The sequence below is a fragment of the Nesterenkonia muleiensis genome, assembly GCF_003600155.1.
In the GTDB taxonomy this organism is placed as follows: Bacteria; Actinomycetota; Actinomycetes; order Actinomycetales; family Micrococcaceae; genus Nesterenkonia; species Nesterenkonia muleiensis.
Genome location: NZ_QWLD01000016.1, coordinates 164,134 through 181,070 on the forward strand (window position 1 = coordinate 164,134; position 16,937 = coordinate 181,070).

At 65.2% G+C, this 16,937-nt stretch carries 14 protein-coding genes; 8 read left to right on the forward strand and 6 right to left on the reverse strand.

The features are described 5' to 3' along the window. Position 1 precedes the first annotated feature (1 nt). The 4 genes from DVO78_RS05760 to DVO78_RS05775 are packed head-to-tail and all read left to right on the forward strand — an operon-like array spanning position 2 to position 5,236. Positions 2–1,858: an AMP-dependent synthetase/ligase gene (locus DVO78_RS05760; protein WP_120003857.1), complete on the forward strand. Its 1,857-nt coding sequence runs from the start codon at positions 2–4 to the stop codon at positions 1,856–1,858. After that, on the forward strand, positions 1,855–2,751 hold the full coding sequence (locus tag DVO78_RS05765) for a branched-chain amino acid ABC transporter permease (RefSeq protein WP_120003858.1): 897 nt from the start codon (positions 1,855–1,857) through the stop codon (positions 2,749–2,751). The genes DVO78_RS05760 and DVO78_RS05765 overlap by 4 nt, the downstream gene beginning before the upstream one ends. Beyond that, positions 2,748–3,911: a branched-chain amino acid ABC transporter permease gene (locus DVO78_RS05770; RefSeq protein WP_120003859.1), complete on the forward strand. Its 1,164-nt coding sequence runs from the start codon at positions 2,748–2,750 to the stop codon at positions 3,909–3,911. The genes DVO78_RS05765 and DVO78_RS05770 overlap by 4 nt, the downstream gene beginning before the upstream one ends. A 38-nt stretch (positions 3,912–3,949) precedes the next feature. Further along, entirely contained in the window at positions 3,950–5,236 is a 1,287-nt protein-coding gene (locus DVO78_RS05775; RefSeq protein ID WP_202912096.1) for an ABC transporter substrate-binding protein, read from the forward strand. Positions 5,237–5,320: 84 nt separating this feature from the next. Here DVO78_RS05775 and DVO78_RS05780 read toward each other — a convergent pair whose 3' ends face one another. Then, positions 5,321–6,184, reverse strand: a complete 864-nt coding sequence (locus DVO78_RS05780) for an ABC transporter permease (RefSeq protein WP_202912097.1) — start codon at positions 6,182–6,184, stop codon at positions 5,321–5,323. Beyond that, entirely contained in the window at positions 6,181–7,149 is a 969-nt protein-coding gene (locus DVO78_RS05785; protein WP_120003862.1) for an ATP-binding cassette domain-containing protein, read from the reverse strand. The genes DVO78_RS05780 and DVO78_RS05785 overlap by 4 nt, the downstream gene beginning before the upstream one ends. A gap of 106 nt (positions 7,150–7,255) precedes the next feature. Between DVO78_RS05785 and DVO78_RS05790 the strand changes: the two genes are divergently transcribed. Further along, the gene (locus tag DVO78_RS05790) at positions 7,256–8,023 is read left to right on the forward strand and encodes a TetR/AcrR family transcriptional regulator (protein ID WP_120003863.1); all 768 of its coding nucleotides are present in this window, start codon (positions 7,256–7,258) and stop codon (positions 8,021–8,023) included. Here DVO78_RS05790 and DVO78_RS05795 read toward each other — a convergent pair. From DVO78_RS05795 to DVO78_RS05805, 3 genes are all read right to left on the reverse strand, one after another. Continuing rightward, the gene (locus tag DVO78_RS05795) at positions 7,998–8,924 is read right to left on the reverse strand and encodes a DUF4031 domain-containing protein (RefSeq protein ID WP_120003864.1); all 927 of its coding nucleotides are present in this window, start codon (positions 8,922–8,924) and stop codon (positions 7,998–8,000) included. The two genes, DVO78_RS05790 and DVO78_RS05795, sit on opposite strands and share 26 nt — an antisense overlap. A gap of 6 nt (positions 8,925–8,930) precedes the next feature. Next, positions 8,931–9,452, reverse strand: coding sequence for a ferritin (locus DVO78_RS05800; protein WP_120003865.1), 522 nt, complete (start codon positions 9,450–9,452; stop codon positions 8,931–8,933). Between the two features lie 104 nt (positions 9,453–9,556). After that, complete coding sequence (locus DVO78_RS05805; RefSeq protein WP_238385159.1) at positions 9,557–10,207, reverse strand: serine protein kinase RIO; 651 nt, start codon at positions 10,205–10,207, stop codon at positions 9,557–9,559. A gap of 451 nt (positions 10,208–10,658) precedes the next feature. On the opposite strand from DVO78_RS05805, the gene DVO78_RS05810 reads away from it, so the two are divergent. Continuing rightward, positions 10,659–11,294: an NADPH-dependent FMN reductase gene (locus DVO78_RS05810; RefSeq protein WP_120003866.1), complete on the forward strand. Its 636-nt coding sequence runs from the start codon at positions 10,659–10,661 to the stop codon at positions 11,292–11,294. After that, positions 11,291–12,856 (forward strand): MFS transporter, encoded by a 1,566-nt coding sequence (locus tag DVO78_RS05815; RefSeq protein WP_120003867.1) that lies wholly within the window; start codon positions 11,291–11,293, stop codon positions 12,854–12,856. The genes DVO78_RS05810 and DVO78_RS05815 overlap by 4 nt, the downstream gene beginning before the upstream one ends. On the opposite strand, the gene DVO78_RS05820 is transcribed toward DVO78_RS05815, so the two are convergent. Further along, positions 12,843–15,869, reverse strand: a complete 3,027-nt coding sequence (locus DVO78_RS05820; protein ID WP_120003868.1) for an AfsR/SARP family transcriptional regulator — start codon at positions 15,867–15,869, stop codon at positions 12,843–12,845. The two genes, DVO78_RS05815 and DVO78_RS05820, sit on opposite strands and share 14 nt — an antisense overlap. A gap of 53 nt (positions 15,870–15,922) precedes the next feature. On the opposite strand from DVO78_RS05820, the gene DVO78_RS05825 reads away from it, so the two are divergent. Further along, positions 15,923–16,927: an aldo/keto reductase family protein gene (locus tag DVO78_RS05825; RefSeq protein WP_120003869.1), complete on the forward strand. Its 1,005-nt coding sequence runs from the start codon at positions 15,923–15,925 to the stop codon at positions 16,925–16,927. Positions 16,928–16,937 lie beyond the last annotated feature (10 nt).

The following is a 16,937-nucleotide window of genomic DNA, read 5'->3' on the forward strand; positions in this document are numbered from 1 at the left end:
GATGAGCACTGCTGAGACACTGGCCCTGCGCATCCGCGAACACGCCCGGAGAACCCCTGAGGCTGTGGCCATGCGAGACAAGAACTTTGGGCTCTGGGAGCAGGTGACCTGGCGGGAGTACTGGGACACCTCGGTCCAGGTCGGCCATGCCCTGCTCTCGCTGGGCATCGGCGTCGGCGACCGGGTGGCCATTCACAGTGAGAACCGCCGCGAATGGCTCTTCAGCGACATCGGCACCGTAGCCGTCCGCGCCGCCACGGTAGGGGTCTATCCCACCAACCCGGCCCATGAGGTGCTGCACCTGCTGCGTGATTCCGGCTCCAGCGTGCTGATCGCTGAGGACCAGGAACAGGTGGACAAGGCCTTCGAGATCCTCGAGGAGCTTCCCCGGCTGCGGCATATCGTCTACATCGAACCGCGCGGCATCGCCGGGCACTACACCGATGAACGCCTGATGAGCTGGCCGGAGTTCCTGGCCCGCGGCGCCGAGCACGCCCGAGCACATCCTGATGCTGTGACCGATCTGGCCGAGGCTGCTAAGCCCGGCGATCTGGCCACTTTGATCTACACCTCAGGCACCACTGGGCCGCCCAAGGGCGCGATGCTGACCATCGACAATATCGAGTTCGCCATCGAGCGGGTCAGCCAGGAGGGCGCCTTCTTCGACCCTCCGGCCACCAGCAAGGATCTGCTGGTCTCCTACCTCCCGCTGTGCCATGTGGCCGAGCGCTGCTTCACCACCTGGCTCAACGCCGGAGTCGGCACTCAGGTGAACTTTGCTGAGTCCATCGAGACGGTCACCACCGCGCTCCGGGAGGTCCAGCCCACGGTGGTCTTCGGTGTGCCACGGATCTGGGAGAAGATCGTCGCCGGCATCCATATCCGGATGAGCGGAGCCAGCTGGTTCAAGCGAAGGGTCTTCGCCGGGTTCATGAGACTTGCCGATTGGATCGGCGACTGCCTGGTGAAGAACAGAGGCCGTCACACTGTCGCCACCCGGCTGGTGTACCTGGTCTGCTGGGTGGTCTGCTTCCGGGCGCTGCGTGAGCGGCTGGGTCTGCGGCACACCCGGTACGCCGCCTCAGGTGCAGCTCCCATCGCCCCTGAGGTGCTGAAGTTCTTCATGGGCATCGGGGTGCAGATGCATGAGGTCTACGGCATGACCGAGAATTCCGCGATGGGAACGGCGAACCTTCCCGGCAGAGTCCTGCTGGGCACCGTCGGCGAACCTCACCCTGGTGTGGAGATCACCGTCGATGAGGGCACCGGAGAGATTCTGACCCGCCATCGCGGCAATTTCGTCGGTTACTGGAAGCGCCCGGACGCCACGGCCGAGACTCTCGACGCCGAAGGGTGGCTGCACACCGGAGATGTCGGCGAGTGGGCCCGGGGCACGCACCTGAAGATCACTGACCGGATCAAGGACATCATCATCACAGCAGGTGGGAAGAACGTCTCGCCCTCGGAGCTGGAGAACAGCCTGAAGGCCTCCCCCTATGTCAAGGAGGCCGTCGTCATCGGGGACGGCCGTAAGTTCCTCACCGCCCTGATCGGCATCGAATTGGACACCGTCGGCGAGTGGGCCCAGCGCAGGCGCCTGGCATTCACCACCTACCGGGACCTCTCCGCCAAGCCTGAGGTCCAGGAGCTCATCCAGGAGGTCGTCGATGAGACCAATGAGAAGTTCGCACAGGTGGAGACCATCAAGAGGTTCAGCCTGATGCCCAAGGAACTGGACCACGACGAGGGCGAGCTGACCGCCACCCAGAAGGTGAAGCGGACAGCGATCACCGAACAGTTCGCCTCCACGATCGCCCAGATGTACGGCGAACGAACCCCGGAAACGGCGGCATCATGACCACTTTCGCTCAAGCGATACTCTCCGGCACCGCACAGGGGGCCATCTACGCGCTGCTGGCTCTGGGCTTCGTCATCATCTACAAGGCCACCCATGTCATCAGCTTCGCCCAGCCGGCACTGATGGTCTGCGGCGGGCTGTTCAGCTACCACTTCTCGGCGGTGCTGGGCTGGCCGTTCTGGCCCTCCCTGTTCATCGCGATCCTGCTGGGCGCGGCCCTGGGGATGGTGATCGAACGGCTGGCGCTGCGCCCGATGGTGGGCAAGCCGGTGTTCACCCTGGCGATCATCACCATCGGTGTCGATGTGGTGCTGCGGGTGCTGGCCAACCGTTACATCGGCGCCGACTCGCGCGCACTGCGCTATCCCGGCGGTGGCGAGCGCTATGAGCTTCTGGGGCTGGCCCTGAGCCACCGGCAGGTCACCATCATCGCGGTCACGGTCATCACCGTGGTCTCACTGGCGCTGTTCTTCCGCTATGCCAAGGCGGGCCTGGCGGTGCGGGCCACCGCACTGGACCAGGAGACCGCACTGGCTCAGGGCGTCCGGGTGGGCGCGATGTTCGCCCTGGCCTGGGCGATCGCTGGCGGGCTGGCCGCCATTGCCGGCACCTTCATCGCCACCGGCTCCGGAGGCATCGAGCAGGACACGTGGATCATTGCGCTCAAGGCGCTGCCGGCGATCATCATCGGCGGGCTGGACAGTCTCCAGGGCGCGGTGATCGGCGGACTGCTGGTGGGCATCGTGGAGCAGGTCACCGCGGTCTATCAGGCCGCCTATCTTCCGTTCCTGGGCGCGAACTTCTCTCTGGTGGCTCCCTACGCGCTGATGCTGCTGGTGCTGCTGATCAGACCCTATGGCCTCTTCGGCACGAAGGAGGTGGAGCGGGTATGACCACCACCCCCGTCCCCGGCTCCGCGCCGCACGGACCACGGCCGCCCCGGGGCCGGCCGCTGCTGCGTACTTCATACGCCCAGCACATGGGTCTGCTGAACACCCCGGGCAAACGCTGGTCCACCCTGGTCCTGGTCATCGTCGGGTTCTGCGCCCCGCTGCTGTTCACCGACGACCTGCTGCAGGTGTTGACCCTGGGCCTGTTCGCCGCCATCGGCGCCATCGGTCTGAACCTGGTGACCGGATACGCTGGGCAGGTCTCGTTGGGGCATGCCTTCTTCATCGGCCTGGGAGCCTACACAGCAGCTGTGGTAGGCGGCGACACCGATGGCCGCCTGCTCGGCCTGGGCATGCCGATGTACATCTGGCTTCCCGCCGCGGGCCTGGTGACTGCTGCCGCCGGGCTGCTGATCGGCCCGCTGGCGGTTCGGCTGCGCGGACTCTACCTGGCGATCGTCACCCTCGGTGTAGTGTTCCTGGGGCTGCATATCTTCCGTGAGGCGAGCAACCTCACCGGCGGGCCCGGCGTCGGCCGACGGGCGCCTGATGTGGAGCTCTTCGGCATCAACGCCTCGGTCTCCGGAGGACTTCCGGGGCTCGACTGGACCCGTGACCAGCAGCTGTTCGTCGTCGCCCTGATCTTTCTGATCATCTTCGCCGTGGCGGCCCGAAATATTGCCCGCTCCGGTGTCGGCCGGGCTTTCGCAGCCATCCGTGACCGGGATGTGGCCGCCGCGGTGATCGGCGTGGACCTCGCCGGGTATAAGCTGCTGGCCTTCGCGCTGTCCTCGTTCTACGCAGGCATCTGCGGGGCGTTGTACTACACCGTGGTCAGGGTCATCGAGCCGACTTCCTTCGACCTGCTGCTGAGTGTGCAGTTCCTGGCCATGGTGCTCATCGGCGGGGTGTCCACGATCTCCGGGTCCATCATGGGCGCGCTGTTCATCACCGCCCTGGGCCGGATGGCCATCGAAATCGCCCACTATGTTCCGTTCGTCAGCACCTCGGTGACAGGCGGCGGACTGCTCAACGTCTTCCAGCTCGAAGGGATCCTCTATGGGCTGTTGATCATCGGCTTCCTGATCGCTGAGCCACGAGGGCTCTACGGGATCTGGATACGGGTCCGAAACTATTGGAAGGGCTGGCCCTTCTCCTATTAGAAGCTCGCACGAGAACAGAGGAAAGGCAAGGAATGACCATGAGACACCGAGGAATGCTTCCCCGCACAATGGCTGGTGCTGCGATCGCTGCCCTGGTTCTGACCGGCTGCCGCGGAGGTGGGGGCGACGACGCCGAGGGCTCGGGTCCCGGCGTCAGCTCCGACCCCTGTCCGGAGGCGGTCAACGAGGACAACGGCTGCATCACCTTAGGGATCATCTCTGATCTCTCGGACACCTTCTCCGCCGTGGCGGTACCGCTGACCGAGGCACAGGAGGCCTTCTGGGACCGAGTCAATGAGAATGGTGGTGTGGGCGGCTATGACGTCCAACTCGTCATCTCAGACGCTGAGTACGATCCCCAGCTGACCAGCCAGCGCTACCAGGAGATGCGCACCGATATCCTGGCCCTGGGCCAGGCTCTGGGCTCCTCCCAGGTGATGGCGATTTTGGAGGATATGCGCGACGACAATGTCATCGCAGCTCCGGCATCCTGGAACTCAGCCTGGAACTTCGAACCGCTGATCGTCCAGTCCGGCGCCAACTACTGCTTCGAGGCGATGAACGGCGTGGACTGGGCAATGGAGAACCGCGGGGAGATCGAGTCCGTGCTGGCCATCGGCTACCCGACCGACTTCGGCGAGGATGCCGCAGTCGGCGCGGCTGCCGCTGCTGAGGCCAATGGGCTGGACTACGCCCAGATCACCACTCCGCCGGGCCAGGACAATCAGGCCGAAGCGGTCTCCCGGGTGGTCCAGGAGGATCCGGACCTCCTGGTCATCACCGCCGGTCCTACTGAGACCGCCACGATCGTCGCTGGTGCCGCCTCCGAAGGCTGGGAGGGAACCGCAGTGGGTTCCAGCCCCACCTGGAATCCGGGTCTGCTGCAGTCTGAGGCGGCCGGCGCGCTGGAGGCCATGTATTTCCAAGCCTCGGCCTGGGGCAACTGGTCCTCTGACACTCCGGGCCATGAGGCAATGCGTGAGGCGCTGGGGGATGTCTCCCCCAGCGACGGGTATGTGGCCGGCTGGGTCTGGAGCTATCCCATGCTTGCCGCGCTGGAGCACGCCGCAGAGCTCGACGGCGGCATCACCCGCGAGAACCTGGTCGCCGCCGCCGAGAATCTGGAGGAGGTGGACTATGAGGACATGCTCCCGGCAGAGGCAGGCACCAAGGTCGGCGATCCGAACGAGACTGCCTACCGGGCCAGCGTGATCAACTCCGTGGACGCGGAGTCACCGGGTGGGACGGTCATGGAACAGGATCTGACCGTCGGCCCCACCGCTGAAGGCTATAGCCTCGACGCACCCTGCGCCGCACTGGACTGAGCGTCTGCACCGTCTGGGTCACAGCAGTGGGGCGGAGCCCGGTGACCGGGTTCCGCCCCACTGTGGTGCCGTGCTCTCCGATGCTCAGCGGCTGAGGTTCCTGAACTGCCGCACCGCCAGGGGCACGAAGATGAGCATGATCACCGCCGGCCAGATGAATGCCGCCGTCAGGGCGTGGCCGTCGATCCAGTAGCCCGGCTCCAGGTACTCCATGCCCTGGGTCTGGAACAGCTCACGGATTGCGGTCGCGGTCGAGGAGACCGGGTTCCAGGCCGCGATGGCACCGAGCCACCCGGGCATCATCTCCGGCGGGGTGAACACCGAGGAGATGAAACCCAGCGGGAACGCCACGGCGAACAGCATGCCTGCTGTCTCCGTGTTCTTGATGCACAGACCCAAGAAGATTCCCACGAAGATCAGCGCCAGCCGCAGCCAGAGCAGCAGGACGAAGGCCAGCAGGGTCGCTCCCAGGCTTCCACCGGAGCGCCAGCCGATGAGCAGCGCGACGCCGGCGATGATGACCAGGTCAAGGGCGGCGCGGATGACATCAGAGAGTGCTCGCCCGGTCACCGGAGCGGAGCCGGACATCGGCATCGACCGGAAGCGGTCCATGAAGCCCTTCTCTTTGTTGTGGGTGATGGCGTAGGCGGTGTCCATGAAACCCAGAGCCATGGTCATGGCGAACATTCCGGGCATCGCGAAGTCCACATAGCCCTCACCAGCACCCTGACCCGCAACGTCCATGGCGGAGCCGAAGACGTAGACGAACATCAGCACCATGACCACGGGGAAACCGATCTGCCAGGCGAAGGTCGAGGGCTGTCGCAGCAGGTGGGTGAACTCCTGCAGCACAATGGTCCAGCAGTCACGGAACCCCCACAGCAGCCGTGAACCGGGGCTCTCCGCGGTCACCGCGTCAGCGGAATGGGGTGTCATCGTCGTCGTCATCTGGTCTCCTTCGGCGTAGGCTCTGCGGCGGCAGAGGTGAGGTGCAGAAATGCTTCGTCGAGGGTGGGACGGCGCAGGCCGATGTCGGCCACCTCGATGTCTTGGGCTCTGATCTCGGCGGCCACGGCGGTCAGGGCGAGCACTCCGTCGGGCACCGGAACGCTCAGCCGGGCCTCGGTCTCCTCGAGGACCGGCTCTGCGCCGAGGGTGCGGGCCACCAGTTCTTCGAGCCTCTTCAGCTCGGCCGGGTCACTGACCACGACTTCCAGACGCTCGTCCCCGATCCGCCTCTTGAGCCCTGCCGGGGTGTCCTCGATGAAGTTCCGCCCATGGTCGATGACGCTGATCCGGTCGCAGAGCTTATCGGCCTCATCCAGATAGTGGGTGGTCAGCAGGACCGTGGTGCCCTGGGCGGCCAGGTTCCGGACCGCCTCCCAGACCTCCCGGCGCCCGGCCGGGTCCAGGCCGGTAGTGGGTTCGTCCAGGAACAGCACCTGAGGTGCCAGGATCATCGAGGCGGCCAGGTCCAGCCGGCGGCGCATACCGCCGGAGAACTTCTTGGGCGAGCGTCCGGCGGCCTCACTCAGGCCGAAGACCTCCAGCAGCTCATCGGCCCGCCGCTGCGCATCGGCTTTGCTCAGCCGGAAGAGCCTGCCGAACATGGTGAGGTTCTGCCGGGCGGTCATCAGGTCGTCCACGGCAGTCTGCTGGCCGGTCAGGCCGATCCGGCGGCGGACCTCTCGGGGCTGGGCACCGACGTCGAAGCCGGCCACACGGGCCTCACCACCGTCGGCATCAGTCAATGTGGTGAGGATGCGCACAGCGGTGGTCTTGCCGGCACCGTTGGGGCCGAGGAGCCCGTGCACGGCCCCGCGAGGAACCATCAGGTCAACCCCGTCCAGAGCGAGTTTGTTCTTATAGCGCTTGACCAGGCCGTGGGCCTGGACCGCTGGTTGAGTTGTCATCCAGGAGTCTCCTTTTCAGGTGAGTACGCTGTACGCCGTACGGTGCACGCAAAACAATAACGTACAGTGTCCGCAATAGGCAAGTGCATACATTCCAGGAGTCCCGATGAGTGATCAGAACCCGCTGGCCAAGAGCCTTCAACTGCTGTGGGAAGGACTGCCGGATCCCGAGAAGGGCCCCAAGCCGAAGCTGCGCCTGGAACAGATCGTCGCCGCCGGGATCGAATTGGCCGACAGCGAGGGCCTGGAGGCGTTGTCGATGCGCAGACTTGCACAGAACCTGGGCGTCGGCACCATGTCACTGTACCGCTACGTGCCCTCAAAGACAGAGCTGCTGAACCTGATGCTGGACGCTGTGGTCGGCCCCTCCCCCAGCCGCTTTTCTGCGACTGACCGAGGGTGGCGGGAGTTTCTCACGACTACCGCCCACGAGGGGCGCCGACTCTACTTGGAACACCCCTGGACGCTGCAGGCGAATTGGACCCGGCCGGTGCTGGGCCCTAACAGCGTGGCCGATATGGAGCTGTTCATGTCGGGACTGCTGGATCTTCCACTCAAGGATCGAGAGAAGATGAGCCTGGCCACCGCCTTGGACTCCTATGTGCTGGGCGCCGTCCGGCAGGAGCTGCTGTGGCTGAATGCCGCCGCAGAGAGCGGCATGACCGACGAAGAGTTCTGGACACATCAGCTGCCCACCCTTGAGAGGGCCATGGCCTCAGGAAAGTTCCCGGCGATGGCGGCTCTGGGCGACGACACGTTCGACTCCAGCTGGGATGAGACATTCGACCTTGGCCTCCAGCTCTTCCTCGACGGCTTGGAGAGCAAGATCCAACGCCGGAAAGGTACTGCTAACCGCCCCGATCAAGCTCGCTGAGCTCATGCTCCAGGTTCTGCCGGGCCCGGGCTTCCCACAGACGATAACCAGTCCCTGTGCGAAACAGTCTCGGGGTCTCCAGCAGACGGCGAAGCACCTGGGCGCGGCCGATGCGGAACTGTTCATCAGTCACACGGGCGTAGTCTGCACGGACCTGAGCGACGTATCGCTGATAAGCCGCAGGTTCCCGGCCCAGGACTTCCAAATCAGCGTCGACCAGGACTGCTCCGGCCACGTCGTTCTCCTCCGGCGCGTGCGAGGCTGTCAGCCTGACTAGCCGGGCAGCTTCGGTCACCACAGCATCGGGCAGCAGAACATCCAGCTGCCGCTCAGCCAGCTGGGCCGAGAGCTCCTCGTCCTGTCCAGCTGCGCCGTGGTAGACGGCGTCGTGGAACCAACCAGCCAGCAGAGTCGCCGACCTCAACCCGCTGGGCAGCTCCCCAGCACGTTCGAGCGCCCCGGAGACTCGCAGCACCGACGACAAGTGGGGCAGTGCGTGATAGTGCCGGTGCGGCTCACTCCAACTCTCCAGCAGGTCCTCCCCCACCGCGTGCCAGGCGCGGTGGGCAGCGTCGAGCCCATGATCACCCTCACGCAGTCGCATCCAGCGCCGCAGCAGCCCGGTGTGCAGCTTCTCCGGGCGCTCACGGGTCTTCACTCGAAGCCCGGAGGCTGCCAGAACTCGGGCAAGCTCGTGACCGCTGACCGGCACCGCGCCACCTCGGACCAGCGCCGCGTACCGGTGCGCCGGCACATCGTAATGATCCCGATCGAAGGCTCGCTGGCTGATCTCCGCTGCAGCGGCAAAGTCGTGCAATTCCGTCAGCGATGCGTCAGAGACCAGATGGGAGAACACAGTCCCGTGCGCCGGCCAGACCGGTGGATCGATGTAGAGCGTCATACCACGCTAGTCAGCATCAGCCTCAGTGCCGCCGGAGCGCCGGGCGCCCAGCTCCTCGTCCAGCCGCAGCAGGCCCGGTCCGTCGTCGTTGATCAGGGTGACTTTGCCGATCAGCTCCGAGACCATCGCCTCCTCCTCCAGCTGCTCGTCGATGAACCAGTTCAGCAACGGAAGGGCGTCGATGTCTCCCTCCTGCTGCGCGAGCCTGTAGAGGCTGCGGATGGCCTCGGAGACCTTCTCCTCATGCGCCAGCGATGCCTCGAAGGCCTCCAGCACGGAGCCGGCCGTCGCTGAGACCGCAGCGATGGATCCCACCCGGGGATGCGCATCACGGTCAGTCATATGATCGATGAACTTATTGGCGTGCACCACCTCTTCATCGGCCTGCGCGCGGAACCAGTGGGCCAAGCCGGGAAGGTCCAGCATGTCCATCTCAATGCCCAGCTGCCGGTAGACCAGCGAGGCCTCCAGCTCCAGGGTGACCTGCGCGTTGAACGCCTCTTCCAGTTTTCCGGTGAGCTTTGCCATGGGGACACACTCCTGAGGTGTAGCGGTGGACGGACTCTGCAATCTCAGTGCCCACTGTAGCCGTCCGCGCATGTCCTGACTACGGGAGATTCGGGCAAGGTCTATCACCACATCTGCGCAATGAGATCAGCGAACAAGGCTTCTGGATCGACGTCCAGGCCACGTCGGTTGAACCAGGTGGTGACGTTCACAACATCCCGGTGCAGAAAGTCCAGGCTCAGCGGATTCGCCGCCACATCAATCACCTGAGGCAGATCGATGACGACGATTCTGCCACCGTCATCGAGCAGATTGTACGGCGATAGGTCGCCGTGGACATACCCCATGTGAGCGAAGGACTCCAGGATGCGCACCACCTGGTCGTAGGCTCCAGCAAGTTCTGCGCCTCTTCGTTTGCTCTGGACAAGCCTGGGGGCGGCAACCCGGTCCTGGCCGATGTACTCCATCAGGATCTCGGTGCCATTGACCTGCACCGGATAGGGGACGGCCATACCAGCCTTCCATGCCTGGACGAGGGCATCGAATTCAGTGAGGGCCCACTGCCCTGCTGCCACACGGCGACCAAAGGATGACTTGCGCTTCATGGCGCGAGCCTCGCGGGAATCTCGGACCGAGCGTCCCTCGGTGTACACAGAGGACCGGTGGAAATCACTGTGATCGGAGCCCAGATAACGCTTAGCGGCCAGAAGACAGCCCGCAGTGCCGGGAACCGCACGTTCGATGAGGTGGACCTCGGCTTCTTTTCCAGTTTTCACCACACCCAGTTCGGTATCAAAAGCACCACTTGCGGTGATCAGCCATTCAGGATGGGGAAGAGGTCCGCGCTGGGTGGGGATGACCTCGGTCCAGGTAGACCACCGTTGGTCAGAACCAGGTTGCCGTGGGACTGCATCAGAATCAGGGTCAAAAGAATGTGTGCCTGTACGCACAGAAGACATTGGAGACACTCCAGGATCGAAGGAGGTCGCCGAACGTCAGAGAGCGGAAGCGACCTCGTTGACAAGTGAAGGATGCGGAGGCAGGACAAAGACAGTCATGATGCTCCTCCTTCCTCGCCGATCCGAAACACATCGAGTGCACCGAGCTGCTTCTACCGTAGCAGAGCCGGCGGCTGCCCTCCCGCCGGAGCTTTTTCGGAACACTTCCGGAGGCGGCAGGCTCCACGATCAGTGGTGACAGCTTCACCGACTGAAAGGAACGGTCATCATGTCCGCCAAGACTCCCACCCTGGCTGTGATCATCGGCAGCATCCGCCCGGACCGGTTCGGTCCCACCGTGGCCGGATGGTTCGCCGCAGAAGCCGAGGCTCACGGGTCCTTCACTGTGGACCTCGTTGACCTGGCCGACTATGAGCTTCCCGTCGAGCTGGCCGGCAATGACCACCATGCGGCACTTCCCGCAGACGTCGCGGCGCTGGGCAGAAGGCTGGCCGAAGCCGATGCCTTCGTGCTGATCACACCGGTGTACAACCGCAGCTTCCCGGCCTCGCTGAAGACCGCGATCGACTGGTTTTACAGCGAATGGGTGCTCCGTCCGGTGTCCTTCATCTCCTACGGCGGGGTAACCGGAGGACTCACCGCCGTCGAGCAGCTCCGCGGTATCTTCCCGGAGTTCCCCGCGATCACCACCAAGAGCTTCATCTCCCTGCCGAATTTCTGGACGGTCTTCGATCACGACGGCAGACCTGTTGACTCCGCTGGGCTGCGCACCACGGCCACCACCGTGCTGGACGAGCTGGCGTGGTGGGCCCCGATGCTGCGCGAGGCCCGCGCCACACGCCCCTACCCAGGGCTCGACATCGAACCCACCTTCACCGAGAAGGATCGAGAGGTCCCAGCATGAGTGCCCCGGATACCCAGCCGAACCCCACTGTGGGAGGCAACCACGACGCCGCGGCCCCAGCACCCAAGGCCAGCACTCGGCAATGGCTGGGGCTGGCCATCCTGGTCATCCCGCTGTTCATGCTCTCCACCGACATCACCGTGCTGTATCTGGCGATGCCCGCCATCGCAGCAGATCTGACGCCGGCGGGCTCCCAGCCTCTGTGGATCCTGCATATTGGTGAGTTTCTCAGTGCAGCCACGATGATCACCTTCGGCCTGCTAGCTCAACGCATCGGTGCGCGCCGGTTGCTGCTCTGTGCGGTGGCCGCCTACGGCGTGGCCTCGCTGATTGCCGCGTATGCCGTTAATCCGGAGATGCTGATCGGTGGACGCGCCCTGCTGGGTGTAGCTGCAGCGGCTTTCACTCCGGCAGGAATGATCCTCGTCCGGCGGACCTTCCGAAATCCCAAGCAGTACAACGTAGCCTTCGCCGCCTACATGGCTGCCTTCGCCGGCGGGATGGCAGCCGGGCCCCCACTGGGTGGGCTGATTCTGGAGCACTTCTGGTGGGGCGCTGTCTTCCTGATCAACGTTCCCGTTGCAGCGATATTGCTGATCGGCGGCCCCTTGCTGCTGGAACGCAACCATTCAGACCGAGGCGTGCGCATCGACGCGCCCTCAGTGGCGCTGTCCATGGCTGCTGTGCTCACCTTGGTCTACGGTCTGCAGGAGATCGCCACGGGGAACCTGAGCGCTCTGTCGCTGTTATCTGCCGCCATCGGAATCGGGCTGCTGCTGATGTTCCTGCGACGCCAGCGAACCACGTCTGCTCCTTTGCTGGACCTTGCCCTGTTCCGGAACAAGACACTTCGGCTGATGCTCATCCTGATCTTCATCGGTGCCTTCGGCATGGCAACAGCCGATATGCTGCTTCCCCAGTTCCTGCAGATCGTCCGCGGACTGAGCCCGTTGCAGACAGGGCTGGTGCTGCTAGGACCGGCCATCGGCGGGACGGCAGGCACTATGCTCACTCCGCTGTTCGCCCGCGCCCGGCGGAAAGGCCTGGCACTGGCCGGAGCCATGGCGACCACTGGCGCTGGCGGAGCTGTCATCATCCTGACGCTGCCCGGGGCCAACCTGGTCCGCCTCATCATCGCACTGACAGTCATCTCTGTGGTCAGTGCGCCCTTTATGACGCTGGCCTCCCAGTTGCTGATCAGTGCGGCACCGGAGGAGAAGACCGGATCGGCTACCGCGGTGCAGGATGTGACCGCGAGTCTGGGCATGGCCTCCTCGCTGGCCTTTCTCGGCGGCGGGGTGCTGACCCTCTACCGGCGCATGCTCTCCGACCGTGCCGATGCTCAGCTGCCGGAAGAAGCCTTGGATGCCGCCGGGGAGAGCTTCGGCGCCTCTGCAGCAGTGGCGGAAGGACTCGGCGGCGCGCAGGGGTCACAGCTGATGGAAGCAGCCGATGCGGCCTTCACCATTGCCACGCAGACCGGCTACGGGGCCTTCGCAGGCATCAGCCTTGCGATAGCAGTGGTGTTGGTTCTGGTGCGCCGGCAGGTCAGGTTCGGGTGAGCTGCAGGTCTTCGGGCAGAGCTTCTTCGCCCAGGGCCCGGCTGAGCGTCCGGTGGGCGACATCGCGGTCCTGGGCAGACAGCCCCGCAAGGATTCTCTCGGCCCGCGCCTGGTCTCCCTGACGCTGCGCCAGGACCGCCTCCACCGCATCGGAGTGCACCAGACAGAAGTCATTGGCGGTACGGCGGGCGAGCTCTCCGGCGCGGTGCAGATGACGTTCGGCTGCCCCGAGGTCGTCACCGCGCAGGCTGTTGAGGGCCCGCATGATCTCCCAGTAGGCGAGCTCCCCGTTGAGCCCGAGGTCCTCCGCCAGCTGCACGGCCTCCTCGGTCACCGCCCGGGCGCGTGTGGTCACACCGTCGGTCTCAGCCACCAGGTACTGGACTCCGAGCACCTGAGTCATCCCGTAGGCGTCACCGTGCTCACGAAGGATCGTCTCGGCGTCGTATCCAGCTGGGAGCCCTCGGGGCCGGATCCCCCAGTGGTCCAGCAGGAACCAGTCGCGCTGGGTGGAGGCAAAGGCCGCGCCGGGGAGGTCGCCTGCGGCGATCAGGTGCTCGATGGCCTCATCGGCCAGATGCTCACCGAGTTCCCGGTGAGACTCCAGGGTCAGCAGCCCTGTGGCGGCGAACCACTGGACCTGCATTCTGGCCAGCCTTCCGGCATCGTCATCGGTAAAGGTGTCCAAGGCGGCGAGCACCTGCTCTGCCCGGGCCTGCGGGTGCAGCTCCTGCACTGTCCGGGCGAGCACCAGCACCTGGGCATGGAGATTCTGATCCTCAGGATTCTGGTCCGAGTACGGGCATGCGGCCACTGCTGAAAGCTCCTCAGCCAGTGAGTCGAAACGGGCAGTCATCCACCGGAACCAAAACGTGGAAAGGGCCAGGGACGCAGCGTTTCTCCCGTCCTGGCGGCGCAGCGCCTCGGCCAGCGCATAGGAGATATGACTGCGTTCGGCGTCCATCCAGTCCACCCAGCCCTTGGCGTGCCGGCTGAAGAGATACTGCTCAGCGCATTCGACCATGTCCCGGAAATAGCCCAGGTGCCGGGCGGCGACCACTGGCGGCTCCCCTGCCTCGGCGAGCTTTTCGGCCGCATAGGAGTGCACGGTCTCCAGCATCCGATAACGCAGCCCCCTGCTGGTCCTCACCGTGCTGATCAGGCTCCGGTCCACCAAGCGGGACAGCGCCGGCAGCACACTGCTGCGGGGCAGCGAGGACTCATATGGAGGCAGATCAGTACAGTGCTCCCGAGGTTCGGACTCCTCCTGCCGGGTGCTGGGCGACCCTGCGCAGATCTCCTCGATCACCTCAAGCCTCCAGCTGACCGGATGCACTGCCAGCCTCCGCAGCAGAATCCGTTCCTGGTGGCCCAACAGAGACCAGCTCCAGTCCAGCATCCCCCGCAGGGTCTGCTGCCGCCGCGGGGCTGCCCGGTCCGGCCGGGCGAGCAGGTCCAGCCGGTCGGTGATCCGCTCCAGCAGCTCCGGGACGGACAGCACACTGGTGCGCGCCGCAGCCAGCTCCAGGGCCAAGGGGAGGCCGTCCAAGCGGCGGCACAGCTCAGTCGCAGCATCGATGGTGCTCTGGTCAGCCTCCAACCCGGGGTGTACCGCCCGGGCGCGGGTGAGGAAGAACTCCACCGCCGGGCTCGGCTGTTCCAGCTCGTTTGCCGAATGCAGATACTCGCCGTTGACCGGCAGCTGAGGGACCGTATAGCGCTGTTCCTCGGGCAGGGCCAGCGGCTCACGACTGGTGGCCAGCACCCGCACCGATTCAGCGCTGGACAGCAGCCGCCCGGTGAAGGGCGTCACACCGTCAAGCACATGCTCACAGTTGTCCAGCACCAGCAGCGCACCTCGGCTCTGCAGGGAGGCAGCGATGCGCTCGGTCAGATCCGCGTTCTCATCACGCGGGGTGGGCAGGCCCAGCACTGCTGCGACTGCCCTGGCGACTCGCCGCTGGCATCCGGCAGCGTCCTCCGCATCTTGTGCACTGAGTTCGGTGAGATCGACGAACCAGGCCTCGGCGGCGTCGTCGTGAGCTGCCTGCTCCGCCGCTTTGACCGCCAGCCGCGTCTTGCCTATCCCTCCGATGCCCATCAATGTCACCAGGCGGTGGGCACCCATCAGCCGACGGATCTCACCGAGCTCCTCAGCGCGCCCCAAAAAGTCAGAGGCATAGGCGGGCAGCCGGCGGCGCTGCAGCCCAGCCTGCTGAGCAGGGCTCTGGTCCTGGCTGGAGGACGCGGCGGAAGGCGCCGGGTCTAGGGCCGGATCCTGCCTGAGGATCTGCAGGTAGAGCTGCTGCAACTGGTGACTGGGATCAGTGCCCAGCTCCTCGGCCAGATGGTGGCGCAACCGGTCATAGACGGCAAGAGCCTCCGGCTGACGGCGGGTCCGGTAGTGGGCCAGCATCAACGGGGCCGCCAGCGCCTCCCTGGTGGGATGCGCTGCCAGATGCTCAGCGGCGCACGCCACGGCCCGCTCGGGTGCGCCCATGGCTGTCAACGCCTCAGCGGTTCGCTCGACCGCCTGCAGCCGGATCTCCTGCAGTCCGCCGACCTCGGCGGAGAGCCACAGCTCATCGGCGAACTCCGCATAGGGGGTGCCGCGCCAGAGCTTCAGGGCGTCCTGCAGCATGGCAGCCCGTTCCTGGTCGGTGGGCAGCTCAGAGGCACTGCGGATCGTGTCCCGGAACTCCGCGGCGTCTAGCGTCTTGGACGTGACCGGCAGGCTGTACCCGCCGGGCGAGCGGACCAGCATCTCCCGCGCACCCGGGGAGGCCGCGTCCAGTAATGCCCGCAGCTGGGAGAGCTTGGCCTGCAGCACACGCACTGGATGATCCGGCAGCGACTCTCCCCAGGCCTGGTCCACCAGCTTCTCCGCAGCAACCGCCTGCCCACCCGCAGCGGCCAACGCAGCCAGCAGAGCACGCACTTTTCGCTCCGGCACCTCGACGGTGTTCCCGTCGTCATCCCGGAGCCGGAGCGGGCCCAGCACTTCGATTCTCATGGTGCGATTCTATGGTGCTGGTCACCCTCGGCACCTGCCGATAGGGTTGAGTCATGGAGTTTAGATACCTTGGCAACAGTGGGCTGAAGATCTCGTCGGTCACCTACGGCAACTGGCTCACCCACGGCTCTCAGATTGAGAACGACACCGCCACCGCCTGCGTGCACGCCGCCCTCGAGGCCGGCATCACCACTTTCGACACCGCCGATGTCTATGCCAACACGGTGGCCGAGCAGGTGCTCGGCGATGCTCTGCGCGGCCAGCGTCGGGAGTCGCTGGAGATCTTCACCAAGGTCTACTTCCCCACAGGCCCGAAGGGCCATAACGACACCGGACTCTCACGCAAGCACATCATGGAGTCCATCAACGGTTCTCTGACCCGGCTGGGCACCGACTACGTCGATCTCTACCAGGCCCACCGCTACGACTTTGAGACTCCTCTGGAGGAGACCATGCAGGCCTTCGCCGATGTGGTCCGCGCCGGCAAGGCGCTCTACATCGGTGTCTCCGAGTGGACTGCCGATCAGCTGCGTGCCGGTCACGCCCTGGCGCGGCAGCTGGGCATCCAGCTGATCTCCAACCAGCCGCAGTACAACATGCTCTGGCGGGTTATCGAGCCCGAGGTCATCCCAGCCTCCGAGGAGCTGGGCATCAGCCAGATCGTCTGGTCGCCCATCGCCCAAGGGGTGCTGACCGGCAAGTACCTTCCCGGGGCGCCCTTCCCCGAAGGCTCACGCGCCACTGACACCGACGGTGGGGCCAGGTTCATCGAGAAGTACCTGTCTGAGGATATTCTCGACGCCGTGCAGAAGCTCAAGCCCATAGCTGACGGCCACGGACTGACCCTGGCCCAGCTGGCCGTCGCCTGGGTACTGCAGAACCCCAATGTGGCCTCCGCGCTGGTCGGCGCTTCCCGCCCGGAGCAGATCGCCTCCAATGTGGCTGCTTCCGGTGTCACCCTGGACTCCTCCACCATGGAGGCCATCGACGCAGTGCTCGGTCATCTGTCCCAGGATGACCCCGCCCTGACCACGTCTCCGGAGCAGCGGCTGACGTAGTACCCCACCT